This is a genomic window from Acuticoccus kandeliae (assembly GCF_003073115.1).
This window is the reverse complement of sequence record NZ_QBBV01000003.1, coordinates 655,027-670,441: the sequence shown is the minus strand read 5'-3', so window position 1 is coordinate 670,441 and position 15,415 is coordinate 655,027. Positions and strand designations below refer to the sequence as shown.

General features: G+C 68.3%; 17 protein-coding genes. 11 read left to right on the top strand and 6 right to left on the bottom strand.

Features of this window, described 5'->3' with window-relative positions:
• Window positions 1–38 precede the first annotated feature (38 nt).
• Window positions 39–422, bottom strand: a complete 384-nt coding sequence (gene irrA, locus DBV35_RS22365; protein ID WP_108662575.1) for an iron response transcriptional regulator IrrA — start codon at window positions 420–422, stop codon at window positions 39–41.
• 317 nt (window positions 423–739) lie between these two features.
• Between irrA and fabA the strand changes: the two genes are divergently transcribed.
• Genes fabA through DBV35_RS22310 form a run of 11 tightly spaced genes read left to right on the top strand, consistent with a single transcriptional unit; the run spans window position 740 to window position 10,201 of the window.
• On the top strand, window positions 740–1,267 hold the full coding sequence (fabA, locus tag DBV35_RS22360; protein WP_108662574.1) for a 3-hydroxyacyl-[acyl-carrier-protein] dehydratase FabA: 528 nt from the start codon (window positions 740–742) through the stop codon (window positions 1,265–1,267).
• Between the two features lie 48 nt (window positions 1,268–1,315).
• Window positions 1,316–2,536 carry a beta-ketoacyl-ACP synthase I gene (gene fabB, locus DBV35_RS22355; protein WP_108662573.1) on the top strand — a complete coding sequence of 407 codons (1,221 nt, stop codon included), beginning with the start codon at window positions 1,316–1,318 and terminating at the stop codon, window positions 2,534–2,536.
• A gap of 25 nt (window positions 2,537–2,561) precedes the next feature.
• A complete protein-coding gene (gene fabI / locus DBV35_RS22350) occupies window positions 2,562–3,413 on the top strand; it encodes an enoyl-ACP reductase FabI (protein ID WP_108662572.1) in 852 nt (283 codons plus the stop codon).
• Window positions 3,414–3,430: 17 nt separating this feature from the next.
• Window positions 3,431–4,108: a phosphoribosylanthranilate isomerase gene (locus tag DBV35_RS22345; RefSeq protein WP_245944030.1), complete on the top strand. Its 678-nt coding sequence runs from the start codon at window positions 3,431–3,433 to the stop codon at window positions 4,106–4,108.
• Window positions 4,105–5,331 carry a tryptophan synthase subunit beta gene (trpB, locus tag DBV35_RS22340; RefSeq protein WP_108662571.1) on the top strand — a complete coding sequence of 409 codons (1,227 nt, stop codon included), beginning with the start codon at window positions 4,105–4,107 and terminating at the stop codon, window positions 5,329–5,331. The genes DBV35_RS22345 and trpB overlap by 4 nt, the downstream gene beginning before the upstream one ends.
• Window positions 5,328–6,149: a tryptophan synthase subunit alpha gene (gene trpA, locus DBV35_RS22335; protein WP_108662805.1), complete on the top strand. Its 822-nt coding sequence runs from the start codon at window positions 5,328–5,330 to the stop codon at window positions 6,147–6,149. Before trpB ends, trpA begins: the two co-directional genes overlap by 4 nt.
• The gene (gene accD, locus DBV35_RS22330) at window positions 6,146–7,129 is read left to right on the top strand and encodes an acetyl-CoA carboxylase, carboxyltransferase subunit beta (protein WP_108662570.1); all 984 of its coding nucleotides are present in this window, start codon (window positions 6,146–6,148) and stop codon (window positions 7,127–7,129) included. The genes trpA and accD overlap by 4 nt, the downstream gene beginning before the upstream one ends.
• Before the next feature lie 2 nt (window positions 7,130–7,131).
• The gene (locus DBV35_RS22325; protein WP_108662569.1) at window positions 7,132–8,451 is read left to right on the top strand and encodes a bifunctional folylpolyglutamate synthase/dihydrofolate synthase; all 1,320 of its coding nucleotides are present in this window, start codon (window positions 7,132–7,134) and stop codon (window positions 8,449–8,451) included.
• Between the two features lie 51 nt (window positions 8,452–8,502).
• Window positions 8,503–9,471 carry a signal peptide peptidase SppA gene (sppA, locus tag DBV35_RS22320; protein ID WP_108662568.1) on the top strand — a complete coding sequence of 323 codons (969 nt, stop codon included), beginning with the start codon at window positions 8,503–8,505 and terminating at the stop codon, window positions 9,469–9,471.
• Window positions 9,464–9,841 carry an integration host factor subunit beta gene (locus DBV35_RS22315; RefSeq protein ID WP_108662567.1) on the top strand — a complete coding sequence of 126 codons (378 nt, stop codon included), beginning with the start codon at window positions 9,464–9,466 and terminating at the stop codon, window positions 9,839–9,841. Before sppA ends, DBV35_RS22315 begins: the two co-directional genes overlap by 8 nt.
• Before the next feature lie 51 nt (window positions 9,842–9,892).
• Entirely contained in the window at window positions 9,893–10,201 is a 309-nt protein-coding gene (locus DBV35_RS22310) for a lipopolysaccharide assembly protein LapA domain-containing protein (RefSeq protein WP_205648799.1), read from the top strand.
• A gap of 66 nt (window positions 10,202–10,267) precedes the next feature.
• Here DBV35_RS22310 and lpdA read toward each other — a convergent pair whose 3' ends face one another.
• From lpdA to odhB, 5 genes are all read right to left on the bottom strand, one after another.
• Window positions 10,268–11,668 carry a dihydrolipoyl dehydrogenase gene (lpdA, locus tag DBV35_RS22305; RefSeq protein WP_108662565.1) on the bottom strand — a complete coding sequence of 467 codons (1,401 nt, stop codon included), beginning with the start codon at window positions 11,666–11,668 and terminating at the stop codon, window positions 10,268–10,270.
• 141 nt (window positions 11,669–11,809) lie between these two features.
• The gene (locus tag DBV35_RS22300; RefSeq protein ID WP_108662564.1) at window positions 11,810–12,220 is read right to left on the bottom strand and encodes an MAPEG family protein; all 411 of its coding nucleotides are present in this window, start codon (window positions 12,218–12,220) and stop codon (window positions 11,810–11,812) included.
• Window positions 12,221–12,310: 90 nt separating this feature from the next.
• Complete coding sequence (locus DBV35_RS22295) at window positions 12,311–12,934, bottom strand: hypothetical protein (protein ID WP_108662563.1); 624 nt, start codon at window positions 12,932–12,934, stop codon at window positions 12,311–12,313.
• 93 nt (window positions 12,935–13,027) lie between these two features.
• Window positions 13,028–13,798, bottom strand: a complete 771-nt coding sequence (locus tag DBV35_RS22290; RefSeq protein ID WP_108662562.1) for a sulfotransferase family 2 domain-containing protein — start codon at window positions 13,796–13,798, stop codon at window positions 13,028–13,030.
• A 24-nt stretch (window positions 13,799–13,822) separates the two neighbouring features.
• Window positions 13,823–15,379 (bottom strand): 2-oxoglutarate dehydrogenase complex dihydrolipoyllysine-residue succinyltransferase, encoded by a 1,557-nt coding sequence (odhB, locus tag DBV35_RS22285; protein ID WP_108662561.1) that lies wholly within the window; start codon window positions 15,377–15,379, stop codon window positions 13,823–13,825.
• Window positions 15,380–15,415 lie beyond the last annotated feature (36 nt).

Sequence of the window (15,415 nt, the reverse complement as noted above, 5' to 3'; positions counted from 1 at the left end):
GTCGCGTCTATAAAAAAAATTATTTGCGTGAGGCCGGATCAGGCCTTCGGACGGATCCGGACGACCACGTCCACGCGGGAGATTTCCATGCCTTCCGGCGGCTCCGGCACGCGGGTGAGCGACAGGCTGCGCGAGGGAATGTCCGTCACCGCGCCGGTCGATTCGTCGAAGAAATGGTGGTGATCGTCGGTGTTCGTGTCGAAATAGGTCTTCGTGCCGTCGACCGCGATTTCGCGCAGGAGGCCGACCTCGGTGAACTGGTGGAGCGTGTTGTAGACGGTCGCGAGGGAGACCGGAACGCGGGCGGAAACCGCCTCTTCGTGCAGGCCTTCCGCCGAAACGTGACGGTGGCCGCGGCCGAACAGGATGTTGCCGAGTGCGACACGCTGTCTGGTCGGGCGCAGGCCAGACCCTTTCAGCATTTCCCGCACGTGAACGCCAACCGGCTGCACGTCCTTCGCGCCGTCCGTCGTTTCGCGTGAGAAAAAGACTGCCATGATCTGCCCTAAACTGCTTAAAAAGCGCGGCAATTGCCACGCACACTCTCAGGGATATAACCGGCCGTCCCTGGGAGATCAATGACAAGTGCAACACCTGCGCTTGCCACGGGTCACCATTCGGCCATAACGAACGACAAGCACAACCGCGCAAGTGACAATCGCGTCGCTTGCGCCAGAGGAACCGTGAACCCACTCTCGTAGGGATGCTCGGGGATGAGAGCTGAACTTTACCGATGGCAATGACGAACACCACACAGCGGTCGCAGTACGAGTACGAAGATCTTTTGGCGTGCGGACGCGGAGAGCTGTTCGGCCCGGGCAACGCGCAACTCCCGCTCCCGCCGATGCTCATGTTTGACCGCATCACCCACATCTCGGAAACCGGCGGGCTGCACGGCAAGGGCCAGATCCGCGCCGAACTCGACGTGCGCGAGGACCTCTGGTTCTTCGCCTGTCACTTCAAGGGCGACCCGGTGATGCCGGGCTGCCTCGGCCTCGACGCCATGTGGCAGATGCTCGGCTTCTTCCTGGGCTGGCTCGGCGGCGAAGGTCGCGGGCGCGCCCTCTCGGTCGGCGCGATCAAGTTCACCGGCCAGGTGCTCCCCAAGGTCAAGCTCGTGGAGTACGGCATCGACCTGAAGCGCGTCATGCGCTCGAAGTTGACGCTGGGCATCGCCGACGGCTGGTTGAAGGCCGATGGGGAAGCCATCTACAAGGCCGAAGACCTTCGGGTGGGACTGTTCAAGGACGCGGCTCAGCCGTCCTAGGCGCGACGACGCTCTGGACGGGCTGACCGGTCGGAATTTGGAGTTTTCATGAAACGGGTGGTTGTCACCGGCATGGGCATCGTCTCGCCGCTCGGCGGGTCGACGCAAGAGGTGACCGCGTCGCTCCAGGAGGGGCGCTCCGGCATCGTCCGTGCGGATTCGTACGTCGAGCACGGCTTCCGAAGCCAGGTGCACGGTGCCCCGACGCTCGACGCCTCGGAAAGCGTCGACCGGCGCGCGATGCGCTTCCACGGCGGCGGCACGGCGTGGAACCACGTCGCGATGGAGCAGGCGATCCGCGACTCGGGTCTCGAGCAGAACGAGATCTCGAACGTGCGCACCGGCATCATCATGGGGTCCGGCGGACCGTCGACGCGCACGATCGTCGAGGCCGCGGACATCGCGCGCGAGAAGGGCCCGAAGCGCATCGGCCCGTTCGCCGTGCCGAAGGCGATGAGCTCCACCGCCTCGGCAACGCTCGCGACGCACTTCAAGATCAAGGGCCTCAACTATTCGATGTCCGCCGCCTGCGCGACGACGAACATCTGCATCGGCCACGCGACCGAGCAGATCATGCTCGGCAAGCAGGACATCGTCTTCGCCGGCGGCTGCGAGGAGCTCGACTGGACCCTCTCCGTCCTCTTCGACGCGATGGGCGCGATGTCGAGCCGCTTCAACGACACCCCGGCCGTCGCCTCCCGCCCGTTCGACAAGAACCGCGACGGCTTCGTGATCGCCGGCGGCGCGGGCGTCCTCGTCCTCGAGGAGCTGGAGCACGCCAAGGCGCGCGGCGCGAACATCATTGCCGAGATCGTCGGCTACGCGGCGACCTCGGACGGCAACGACATGGTGGCCCCGTCGGGCGAAGGCAGCGTGCGGTGCATGCGCGATGCCATCGCCCATGCGGGCAACCGGCGGATCGACTACATCAATCCGCACGCCACCTCGACGCCGATTGGTGACCTCAAGGAAATGGAGGCCGTGCGCGAGGTGTTCGGCAAAAACATCCCCCCGATCTCCGCGACGAAGTCGCTCTCCGGCCATGCCCAGGGCGCGGCCGGCGTCCATGAGGCGATCTATTCGCTCCTCATGATGCGCTCCGGCTTCATCGCCGCATCGGCGCATATCGACGAACTCGACCCCGCGTTCGACGGCATGCCTATCGTCCGCGAACGGCAGGACAACGTGCCGATCGAAACCGTGCTGTCGAATGGCTTCGGCTTCGGCGGCACCAACGCTTCTATTGTCTTGGCGCGCTATGATGGCTGATGGAGAACTGAAAGCCGGTGGTCTGATGGCCGGCAAACGCGGTGTGGTGATGGGCGTGGCGAACAACCACTCCATCGCCTGGGGCATTGCGCGGCAGCTGCACGCGGAAGGGGCCGAGATCGGCCTCACCTTCCAGAACGACCAGTTCGGTCGTCGCGTGCGCCCGCTCGCCGACCAGCTCGATGCCGCATTCCTGGAGCGCTGCGATGTCGAGGACCTCGACAGCGTGAACAATCTGTTCGACGTCGCCGCCAAGCACTGGGGCTCGATCGACTTCTTCGTCCACGCCGTGGCGTTCTCGGACAAGAACGAGCTGAAGGGTCGCTTCGCCGACACGACGCGCGAGAACTTCACGCGCACCATGCTGATCTCGTGCTTCTCGTTCACGGAATCGGCGCGGCGCGCGGCGGAGCTGATGACGAATGGCGGCTCCATGCTGACGCTGACCTATGGCGGCTCGGTCAAGGTCATGCCGAACTACAACGTCATGGGCGTCGCGAAGGCGGCTCTGGAATCCTCCGTGCGTTATCTCGCGGCGGACTTCGGCGCCGCCGGCGTGCGCGTCAACGCGATCTCGGCCGGCCCGGTGCGCACCCTCGCGGGCGCCGGCGTCACCGATGCGCGGCTGATGTTCAACTATCAGCGCAAGCACTCCCCGCTGGAGCGCACTGTGGCGATCGAGGAGATCGGCCGGTCGGCCGCCTACCTCCTGTCCGACTATTCGTCGGGCGTCACCGGCGAGGTCCACTACGTGGATTCGGGCTTCAACGTGATGTCCATGCCGAAGCTCGACGAGCTGCGTGCCGAAGAGCGGCGCGAGATCATCGAGGAGCGCGTGGAGGCCCAGCGGCCGGACATCCTGGCCGAAGGGTCGTGAACGCGATGGCGGGTCCTGTGAAACGCTGGCCCGTCGCCGGCGAGGGCCCGCTGATCAAGATCTGCGGGATCACGACGCCGGCGCTGGCGGAAGCGGCCGTCGCGGCCGGCGCCGACATGATCGGCGTCGTCCACTTCAAGCCGAGCCCGCGCCACCTGACGGTCGACGCCGCGGCCGAGATCGCGCAAACGGTCCGCGGCCGCGCCTTCGTCGTCGCCCTCACCGTCGACGCCGACGACGCGACCATCGACGCCCTCCTCGCGCACGTGCGCCCCGACGCGCTGCAGCTCCACGGCAAGGAGACGCCGGAGCGCGTCGCAGCGCTCGCCGCCCGCTCCGGCCTCCCCGTCGCGAAGGCGATCGGCGTCGCGGCCGCGGGCGATCTCGCCCTTGCCGACCGCTATGATGCGCTTCTCGTCATCGACGCGAAGCCGCCGAAGGGGGCGGACCGGCCGGGCGGGCACGGACAGCCCTTCGACTGGACGCTTCTCGACGCGCTTGACCCCTCGCGACCCTTCATGCTTTCAGGCGGTCTCGACCCTGCGAGCGTGGGTCGCGCGGTGCGCCTCGTGCGCCCCTATGCGGTGGACGTCTCGTCCGGCGTCGAAAGCGGCGGCGTGAAGGATCCGGCGAAGATGGCGGCCTTCGTCAGCGCCGTGCATTCCGCAGCTGCTGCCGAGGGGATCACAGCGTGAGCGAACGGCCGAATTCCTATCGCACGGGGCCCGACGAGCGCGGCCGGTTCGGCATTTTTGGCGGCCGCTTCGTCGCCGAGACGCTGATGCCGCTCATCCTCGAGCTCGAGAAGGCATATGACGCGGCGGTGGCCGATCCGGCCTACGCGGCCGAGATCACCTCGCTCGGCACCCACTATGTCGGGCGTCCCTCCCCGCTCTATTTCGCGGAGCGGCTGACCGAGGAGCTCGGCGGCGCCAAGATCTACCTGAAGCGCGACGAGCTGAACCACACCGGCAGCCACAAGATCAACAACTGCATCGGGCAGATCCTGCTCGCCCAGCGCATGGGCAAGACGCGGATCATCGCCGAGACGGGCGCGGGCCAGCACGGCGTCGCGACCGCCACGGTGTGCGCGCGCTTCGGCCTGCCCTGCGTCGTCTACATGGGCGCAAAGGACGTGGAGCGGCAGGCGCCGAACGTCTTCCGGATGAAGCTCCTGGGCGCCGAAGTCATCCCCGTCGAGGCGGGCGCCGGCACGCTGAAGGACGCCATGAACGAGGCGCTGCGCGACTGGGTCGCCAACGTCGCCGACACCTACTACCTCATCGGCACCGCCGCCGGCCCCCACCCCTATCCGCGCATGGTGCGCGACTTCCAGGCCATCATCGGCCGCGAGGCGCGCGAGCAGATCCTCGCCGCCGAGGGCAAGCTGCCCGACCTCGTGGTCGCGGCGGTCGGGGGCGGGTCGAACGCGATCGGCCTCTTCCACCCCTTCCTCGACGACCAGGACGTCGCGATCACCGGCGTCGAGGCCGGTGGCGAGGGGCTCGACGGGGACAAGCACTGCGCCTCGCTCACCGCCGGCGCGCCGGGCGTCCTCCACGGCAACCGCACCTATCTCCTGCAGGACGATGACGGCCAGATCCTCGAAGGCCACTCGATCTCGGCCGGGCTCGACTATCCGGGCATCGGGCCGGAGCATTCGTGGCTGAAGGAGACCGGCCGCGTCTCGTACGTGCCGATCGGCGACCAGGAGGCCCTCTCGGCCTTCCAGCTTCTCGCGCGCACCGAGGGGATCCTCCCCGCGCTGGAGCCGGCCCACGCGCTCGCGCACGTCGCGAAGGTCGCGCCGGGCATGTCGAAGGATTCGATCATCGTCATGAATCTGTGCGGCCGTGGCGACAAGGACGTCCACACGGTCGCCGCCGCGCTCGATGCGCTGCAGCCGAGGGCCAACTGATGAGCCGCATCGAGACCCGCTTCAAGGCGCTCGCCGCCGAGGGCCGCGCCGGGCTCGTCACCTTCGTGACCGCCGGCGACCCGGATCTTGCGACCTCCGCCGCCATCCTGGAGGCTCTGCCCGCCGCCGGGGCCGACGTGATCGAGATCGGCATGCCCTTCACCGATCCGATGGCGGACGGGCCGGCGATCCAGGCCTCCTCCCGCCGCGCGCTGGAATCCGGCACCACCCTCGCGGCGACCCTGGCGCTGGTGCGCAATTTCCGCCGCAAGGACGACACCACGCCGATCGTCCTCATGGGCTACTACAACCCGATCTACCATCGCGGGGTCGCCGACTTCCTGAAGGCGGCCGTCGATGCTGGCGTCGACGGGCTCATCGTCGTCGACCTGCCGCCGGAGGAGGACGACGAGCTGTGCCTCCCCGCGCGCGAGGCCGGTCTCGACTTCATCCGCCTCGCGACGCCGACGACGGACGCTGCCCGCCTTCCGGCGGTGCTCGCCAACACGTCCGGCTTCCTCTATTACGTGGCGATCGCCGGAATCACCGGGACGAGGAGCGCGGCCGCGGCGGACGTCGGCCAAGCCGTCGCCCGGTTGAAGGCGGCGACGCCGCTGCCGGTCGCGGTCGGCTTCGGCGTGAGGACGCCCGAGCAGGCGGCCGACATCGCGCGCGTCGCGGACGCGGTGGTGGTCGGCTCGGCGATCGTCGATATCATCGCCAAGTCGGACGCCGCTGCGGCGCCGGCGGCGACAAGTGATTTTGTAAAGTCCCTCGCGAGCGGTGTCCGCCAAGCCCGCGCTGAGGTTGCCGTATGAACTGGATCAGCTCCGTCGTCCGTCCGAAGATCTCCTCCTTCTGGACCAAGCGCGACACGCCGAAGAATCTCTGGATCAAGTGCCCGGAAACGGGCGAGATGGTCTTCCATCGCGATCTGGAACAGAACCAATGGGTGGTCCCCGGATCCGGCTTCCACATGCGGATGCCGGTGCCGAACCGCCTCGCGACGCTGTTCGACGGCGGCACCTATGACACGCTCGCCTCGCCGACCGTCCCGCTCGACCCGCTGAAATTCCGCGACGAGCGCCGCTACCAGGACCGCCTGCGCGACGCGCGCGCGAAGACCGGGCGCGACGACGCGGTGACGATCGCCAAGGGCACCATCGAGACGCTGCCCGTCACCGTCGCCATCCAGGACTTCGCCTTCATGGGTGGCTCGCTCGGCATGGCCGCCGGCGAGGCGATCGTGCTCGGCGCCCAGGCGGCCGTGCGCGACCGCACCCCCTACGTCCTCTTCGCCGCGTCCGGCGGCGCGCGCATGCAGGAGGGCATCCTCTCCCTCATGCAGATGCCGCGCACCACGGCGGCCGTGATCGCGCTGCGCGAGGCGGGGCTTCCCTACATCGTTGTCCTCACCAACCCGACCACGGGCGGCGTGACGGCCTCCTACGCGATGCTGGGCGACGTCCACATCGCCGAGCCCGGCGCCCTCATCGGCTTCGCCGGCCCGCGCGTCATCGAGCAGACGATCCGCCAGAAGCTCCCCGAGGGCTTCCAGCGCGCCGAATATCTCCACGAGCACGGCATGGTGGACCTCGTCGTCCACCGTCACGAGATGCGCGCGACGCTCGCCCGCCTGCTGCGCGTCATGATGCACCAGCTCCCACCGCCGCCCGAGGCGATCGCCCTCCCCGCCCCCGCATCGATCGACGACGCGGCCCAGTCCGCGCAGTCGGCGAACGAGGGACCGGACGGAGCCCCCAAGGCCGAGCAGGAGCCGGCGTCGGTCTCGAGCTGACGATGGACGCCACAAGCCCGATCCTGGAACGGATCTCGGCGCTGCACCCGAAGCGGATCGACCTGTCGCTCGGCCGCCTCGAGCGCCTCCTCGCGGCGCTCGACCATCCCGAGCGCCGCCTCCCGCCCGTCCTCCACGTCGCCGGCACCAACGGCAAGGGCAGCGTCGTCGCCATGCTGCGCGCGATGCTGGAGGCCGACGGCAAGCGCACCCACGTCTACACCTCGCCCCACCTCGTCCGTTTCAACGAGCGGATCCGGCTCGGCGCGGAGGGCGGCGGCCAGCTCGTCACCGACGAGGTGCTGACCGAGGCCCTGTCGCGCGCCGAGGAGGCCAACGCCGGCGAGCCGATCACCTTCTTCGAGATCACGACCGCCGCCGCCTTCCTGCTCTTCGCCGAGCATCCGGCCGACGCGCTCGTCCTCGAGACGGGCCTCGGCGGGCGACTCGATGCGACGAATGTCGTGGAGCGTCCCCTCGTCTCCATCATCACCTCGATCGGCATCGACCATGTCGGCTTCCTCGGCCCGACGATCGGCGAGATCGCGGCGGAGAAGGCCGGGATCATCAAGCGGGGCGTGCCCGTGGTCTCCGCCCCGCAGCGGCCCGAGGCGAGCGCCGTGATCGAGCGCGCGGCCGCCCGCGCCTCCGCCCCCCTCCACCTCGGCAACGCGGACTGGACCGTCGTGCAGGAGCACGGACGCCTCGTCTTCCAGGACAATGACGGCCTCGTCGATCTCCCCGTCCCGCGCCTCGCCGGCCGGCACCAGACGCTGAACGCGGGCGTCGCGATCGCCGCGGCCCGCGCCGCGAAGATCCTCGACGATCCGGCGAGCCTCGAGGCGGGCATGACCCGCGTCGAGTGGCCGGGCCGCCTCCAGCGCCTCACCAAGGGCCGCATCGTCGATTCCGGGCCTCGCGACGCGGAGATCTGGCTCGATGGCGGGCACAATGCCGACGCGGGCGAGGTCGTCGCCGCGGCGATGGCCGATCTCGAGGATCGCGTCTCGCGCCCGCTCTTCCTGATTGCCGGGATGCTCTCCACGAAGGACCCGACCGCCTACTTCCAGCCCTTCGCCGGTCTGGTGCGTCACGTCTTCACGGTGCGCGTGCCGGGGAGCGAGGCGGCGATCGAGGCGGGCCCCCTCGCGGACGCCGCCGAGGCGGCGCAACTCTCCGCCGAGCCTGCCGGTTCGGTCCGCACCGCGCTGCGCCTCCTGTCGGAGAATTGGCGCTTCGAGCCACCGCCGCGAATCCTCATCGCGGGGTCGCTCTATCTCGTCGGCGACGTGCTGGCGCAAAACGGCACCCCACCGACCTAAGCCTCTGTGCTACAAGAGGGTCGCAACGGGAAATCACCCGGAGATTGACCCATGTCGCTCGACGTCGACGCCCTCATCGACCGGCGCCGCCTGACCCGCCGCCTCGCCTTCTGGCGCGGCCTCGTCATCCTTCTCGTGGTGGCCGCGATCGGTGCCGGCGTCTATCTGACCGTCGACTTCCGGCCGATGCACATCGCCCGGATCCCGATCCAGGGCGCCATCGTGTCGAGCCGTCCGCTCATCCAGATGATCGAGGACATGAAGGACAATGACCGGATCGCCGGTGTCGTCCTTTCGATCGACTCCCCCGGCGGCACTTCCGTCGGCGGCGAGCGGCTCTACGAGGCGCTGCGCGCGCTTGACGCGAAGAAGCCGGTCGTCGCCCACATCAACACGATCGGCGCCTCGGCCGCCTACATGACCGCGCTCGCGAGCGACCACATCGTCGCCCATCGCTCCAGCCTCACCGGCTCGATCGGCGTCCTCATCCAGTACGGCCAGATCAACGAGCTCCTGAAGAATTGGGGCGTCGAGATCGCGAAGGTGGAGTCCGGCCCGCTGAAGGCCGAGCCGAACCCGTTCGAGCCGGCCCAGCCGGAAGCCGTCGCCGTCCTCCAGTCCGTCGTCGACGACACCTTCGCCTGGTTCGTCGGCCTCGTGGAGGAGCGCCGCGCCCTCACCCGCGCCGACGCGCTCCGCCTCGCCGACGGGCGCATCTACACCGGTCACCAGGCGCTGGAAGAAGGTTTGATCGACGAAATCGGCGGCGAGGATGTCGCGGTCGCCTGGCTCGAATCCGAACGTGATGTGCCCACGGATTTGCCATTGCGCACGTACAAACCCAGCGATGAGCGGGACTTTTCCTTGCGCACGCACATGGCGGAGTACGCCGTCGACCGCTTTTTCAGCGCCGTCGGCGTCAACCTGCCGACATTTCGACCAGCTGCATCGGTTGACGGTCTCTGGTCCGTTTGGCACGGTTCAGCACCTTCGGACGCAAAGGTGGCTAACAATGATTAAGTCCGAGTTGGTAACCCGCTTAGCTCTTCGGAACCCGCATCTCTACCAGCGCGACGTGGAAGCAGTCGTGAACACGTTGCTCGGAGAGATCACGGAGGCCTTGCGTGAGCGTAACCGTGTCGAACTACGGGGTTTCGGCGCGTTTTCGGTCCGCTTGCGAGGGCCTCGCACAGGTCGCAACCCACGCACCGGCGCGCCGGTCGAGGTTGCCGAGAAGGCCGCTCCCTTCTTTCGCACCGGAAAGGAGATGCGCGACCGCATCAACGATTCCGGCCGCAAGGAGCGTCCTTCAAAGACGGCGCGCAACGCCCGCGCGTCCCGCCGCGGCAGCGACGAGGACGACGACATGCTGAGGGACGCCGCCGAATAAAGGCCCCCCACGTTCCGCAGCACCATGTGGCGCGCAACGAGTACAGCGTTGATGGTATTGGCGGCGGCCGCGATCGTGATCCTGGCCGCCGCCAACCGCCAGCCTGTCTCACTCTCCTTCGACCCGTTCGGGGCGACGGGAGGCGTCAGCCTCTCGCTGCCGCTCTATGCCGTGGTATTCGCCGCGGTCGCGGCCGGTGTGCTGATCGGCGGGATCGGAGGCTGGCTCGGCGGCCGGCGCAAGCGCGCCGCGGCGCGGATGGACCGTCGTGAGCTGACGCGCCTGCGCGCCGAGCTCGACGGGCTGAGAGGACACGCCATCACATCGCACGTCCCGCTTCCGCCGCCCTCGCGGCGCTGAACGCGGCTGATTTTTCCTCCCCGACGAGGGGAGAGCGCCGCCCCGCACGCAGGGCGGCGCCGTCGATCACATGTGGATCGCGCGGCCGTCGACGGCGAGCGCCGCTTCCTTGATCGCCTCGGACAGGGTCGGGTGCGCGTGGCAGGTGCGGGCGATGTCCTCCGCCGCCGCGCCGAACTCCACGCCGAGCGTCACTTCGCCGATCATGGTGCCGACGTCCGGACCGATCATGTGGACGCCGAGGACACGGTCGGTCTTGGCGTCGGCGAGGATCTTCACGAAGCCGTCCGTGGTCCGGTTCACCTTCGCGCGGCCGTTCGCGGTGAAGGGGAACTTGCCGACCTTGTAGGCGATGCCGTCCGCCTTCAGCGCCTCTTCCGTGCGGCCGACGGAGGCGACCTCGGGATAGGTGTAGACGACGCTCGGGATCGCCCCGTAATTCACGTGGCCAGACTGGCCCGCGATGATCTCGGCCGCGGCGACGCCCTCGTCCTCCGCCTTGTGGGCGAGCATCGGCCCGGCGATCACGTCGCCGATCGCGTAGATGCCTTCCACGCTGGTGCGGAAATGGTCGTCGGTCTTGATGCGGCCGCGCTCGTCCATCGCGACGCCCGCTTCCTCGAGTCCGAGCCCCTCGGTGTAGGGGCGGCGGCCGATCGCGACGAGTACCACGTCCGCATCGAGCACCTCGGAGGCACCGCCGGCGGCCGGCTCGATCGTGACCTTCAGCGTGTCGCCGGAGGTGTCGACGCCCGTGACCTTGGACTTCAGCTTGAAGCTCATCCCCTGCTTCTTGAGGATGCGCTCGAACTGGCGGGAGACTTCGCCATCCTCGGGCGGGAGGATGCGGTCGAGGAACTCGACCACCGTGACCTCGGCACCGAGGCGGCGCCACACCGAGCCGAGTTCCAGGCCGATGACCCCACCGCCGACGACGATGAGCCGCTTCGGCACCTCCGGCAGCGTCAGCGCGCCGGTGGAGGAGATCACGCGCTTCTCGTCGATCTCGATGTTGGGCAGGCGCACGATGTCGGAGCCGGTCGCGATGATGATCGACTTCGCCTCGATCTCCTGCGCCTCGCCCTCGTCCGGCGTGACCTTCACCTTGCCCTTGCCGGCAATCGAGCCGACGCCGCGATAGGTGTCGATCTTGTTCTTCTTGAAGAGGAAGTCGACGCCCTTCACGTTGCCGGAGACGCCGTCGTCCTTGAAGGCGAGCATCTTGCCGAGGTCGAGCTTCGGCTCGACGGCGATGCCCATGTCGGCGAAGCCGTGGTTCGCTTCCTCATAAAGCTCGGAGGCGTGCAGGAGGGCCTTCGACGGGATGCAGCCGATATTGAGGCAAGTGCCGCCGAAGGTCGGCCACTTCTCGACCACCGCCGTCTTGAGGCCGAGCTGCGCGGCACGGATCGCGGCCACGTATCCGCCAGGTCCGGTGCCGATCACCACCACATCATAGGCCGCCATAGTCTTCGTCCCCAATTGCGCTTTGTCACCCGTCACGTGACGGCTGGCACCTTCGCGGTCAAGCCTTGCCTGTGAGTGGGTGCGCTGCGCGAGGCGCAGAGGCGCCCGATTCGGGCGCGCTTGGCATCCCGATCACACCGCTCAGAGCACGCCCGCGACGAGGGGGGCGGCGAGGATGAAGATGCCGAGGAGCGCCATCCCCCAGAGGCCCGACCGCACGAACTGGATATGGAAGACATAGGCCGGCACGTAGGCAATCCGGGCGACGAGGTAGAGGATCGCGCCGGTGCGCGTCCAGTCGGAGGAGACGCCCGCGACGACCACCGCGATCGCGAAGCCGACGAAGACCGGGAAGGTCTCGAGCATGTTGCGCAGCGCCCGTTCGGCGCGCGCGGCGGCGGGCGGCAGCGGGGCCGGCACCGTGTCGCGCGGCCCGGCGGCCCAGGTGAGACCATTCGCCATCATCCGCGCGCCCGAGGGCAGCAGGATCTGCACGATCACCAGAAGGCCTGCGAGGCCCACACAGACGAGCTCGGTCGGCACGGCAGTCATTCTTGGCCCTCCCCTTCATCGGCGCCCACGGCGCGCGGAGCGACGTCCTCGGCCGCATCGGAGGAGATTTGCAGGAGAAAGGGGCGGTGCCTACCCCCCGCTCACCGTGTCGAGTGTGCCGCCGGCGGTCTCGATCGCGTCGACGAGCCTGCGGTCCTCGGCCGAGATCGCGTCGATCAGCGCGCGCAGGTCCGGATGCTCGTGCCGCGCGACGTAGCCGGCCTCGCCGCTGTTGATGGTCGGCAGGCGCGGCGCCGGGCGGTCGAGCACGTCCGACACCTTGGCGAGGAAGTCGTCGCAGCGCGACAGGGTCCCGACGATGGCGGGCCGGGTGCGCAGGGTGTGGAGCGCCGCCCGCGCGACAGGCCGCCCGCCCAGCATGCGGCACTGCATGTTGGTCGAGAATTTGGTGAACTTGCCGCTGGCGGTGAGTTCGTCGAACAGCGAACCCTCGGTGAAGAGCACGTTCTGCGGCCGCTGCGACACGTACTCGAAATGGGAGACGATCTGGTCGTAGGGGTCGCGCGTCATCGCGAGGATGATGCGCGGCGTCGCGAGCTTGTGCATCACCCCGAAGGGGAGATGGCCGCCGATGAGCGTGTAGCGCTCGAACGCCGCCGGCCCCTGCGTCTCCAGAACCGAGATGAAGTTACCGTCTATGCCGTGCCAGAAAACGTTTTCCCGGCCGAACAGGTCAAAGAGGACCGTCCGCATGGACGTCCCCCCGGTTTTTTGGATGTGATGGTAGGCAAAACGGGGCTCGACCACGCCCGTGGCTCACTTTCTGTCCGACTTTAGTTATCGGCTCTAGTTGGGATAAGGGCACCTAAGCGAATGCCTTAGCACAAGCGCCCTGTCGTAGAAAGGCCGGTCGAGATACGTCGCACGGTTGAGGAGATCCCACACCTCGTCGGTGTGCTCCTCGCGCTCGATGACTTCGCGATGGTCGGTGTTCTCGATCTCGCCGAAGCGGTTCAGCACCGGAACATCCTCAACGGGCTTGAGGCCGAGCATCGACAGGAGAAGCGGCACGTCCTCCTTCAGCGTGTGCGCGAAGGAGACGAAGTTGAAGCGCTTGAGGTTCAGGAGCGCGGTGTCGACCGCGAAGTCGCGATCGCTGAGCCGGTAGCCGAGGCTGTGCCCGATGCGCAGCGGCCCGAGCAGCGAGCGCACGAGGTGGTTGTTGATGTTGGACAGCACTTCGGGCCGGTCGCTCTTCAGGAACTCCACGAGGGAGAGCTCCCGCGCCGTGCGCGGGCCGGCGAGATTGTGCTTCTCGATAAAGTCCGGCCGGTGGGAGCGCCAGAAATAGTAGAGCGAGAGGACGCGCTCGCGCGGGTCGCGCAGCACCGTGATCACCCGCTTCGGCCCCGGCACCGCGTCGACCCCGGCCTTGCTGAAATGGCCGGAGAAGAAGCGGTAGGGCCGCAGCGTCTCCGCGTCGACGCTCGGCAGCGTGTCGCCCCGGTGGGGGCAGATCAGCTTCGGCTTGAACTGGGCGGCGAGGATCCGGTGCAACGATGTTCCCGCACATTTGGGAATGTGCAGGAACACCAGCCGTTCGTCAGGGGCGAGCATCCGCGAGCGCGACGGGACGGATGATCAGAGATCCAGGAGCAGACGCTGCGGATCCTCGATCGCCTCCTTGACGCGCACGAGGAAGGTCACCGCCTCTTTGCCGTCCACGATGCGGTGATCGTAGGAGAGGGCGAGGTACATCATCGGGCGGATCACCACCTGGCCGTTGATGGCGACCGGACGCTGCTCGATGCGGTGCATCCCGAGGATGCCCGACTGCGGAGCGTTGAGGATCGGCGTCGACATCAGCGAGCCGTAGATGCCGCCATTGGTGATGGTGAACGTGCCGCCCTGCATCTCTTCGAGCTTGAGCTGACCGTCACGCGCGCGCTTGCCGAAGCCCGCGATGGTCTTCTCGATGTCGGCGAAGGAGAGCTGGTCGGCGTCGCGCACCACCGGGACGACGAGGCCCTTGTCGGTGCCGACGGCGATGCCGAGGTGGTAGTAGTTCTTGTAGACGAGGTCGTCGCCGTCGATCTCGGCGTTGACGGCCGGGATCTCCTTCAGCGCCTGGACACAGGCCTTGGAGAAGAAGGCCATGAAGCCGAGCTTCACACCGTGCTTCTTCTCGAAGACGTCCTTGTATTCCTTCCGCAGATCCATCACGGCCGACATGTCGACGTCGTTGAACGTCGTGAGCATGGCGGCGGTGTTCTGCGCGTCCTTCAGGCGGCGCGCGATCGTGCGGCGCAGGCGCGTCATCGTCACGCGCTCTTCGCGCGAGGCGTCGTCGCCGGAGGACGGCGCGCGCGGCGGGGCCTTCGGAGCCTCGGCCTTCGCGGCAACGCCCGCTTCCAGCGCCTGGATCACGTCGCCCTTCAGCACCTGGCCGCGGCGGCCCGTGCCCTCGACCTGATCGGCGGAGAGGCCGGCCTCGGCCATCGCCTTGCGGGCGGACGGGGCGGGCGGCATGTCGCCGGACGCGGCCGGGGCGGACGCGGCGGCGGCTTTCGGGGCCTCGGCCTTCGGCGCGGCGGCGGCACCACCGGCACCGGCGGAGACGGTCGCGAGGAGCGCGCCGACCTCGACCGTGTCGCCGACCTTCACGGCAAGGCTCGCGAGCGTGCCACCCACCGGGGACGGGACCTCGACGCTCACCTTGTCGGTTTCGAGTTCGATGAAGGCTTCGTCGGCGCCGATCGCGTCGCCTTCCTTCTTCAGGATCTGCGAGACGGTCGCCTCGGTCACCGATTCGCCGAGGGTCGGGACGTGGACCTCGGTCGCGGCGCCGTTGCCGGCGGGGGCCGGCGCGGCGGCGGCGGCCGGGGCGGCGCTCGCGGCGGGGGCGGCCTCGGCCTTGGCGGCGGCGGGCTTCGCTTCGGCCGGCTTCGCCGCGGCAGCGCCCGCGCCATCGGCGATCTGGCCGAGGAGCGCGCCGACCTCGACGGTCTCGCCGCTCTTCGCCGTGATTTCGCTCAGGGTGCCCGAGGCGGGCGCCGGCACTTCGACGGTGACCTTGTCGGTCTCCAGCTCGAGCAGCGGTTCATCTGCGGCCACCGCGTCGCCCTGTGCCTTGTACCACTGGGAGATGGTGGCTTCCGTCACGGACTCGCCGAGGTTGGGGACTCGAATGTCGGTCATGGCGCTCTATCGGACATGGGTTTTTTGGCGGCTCAA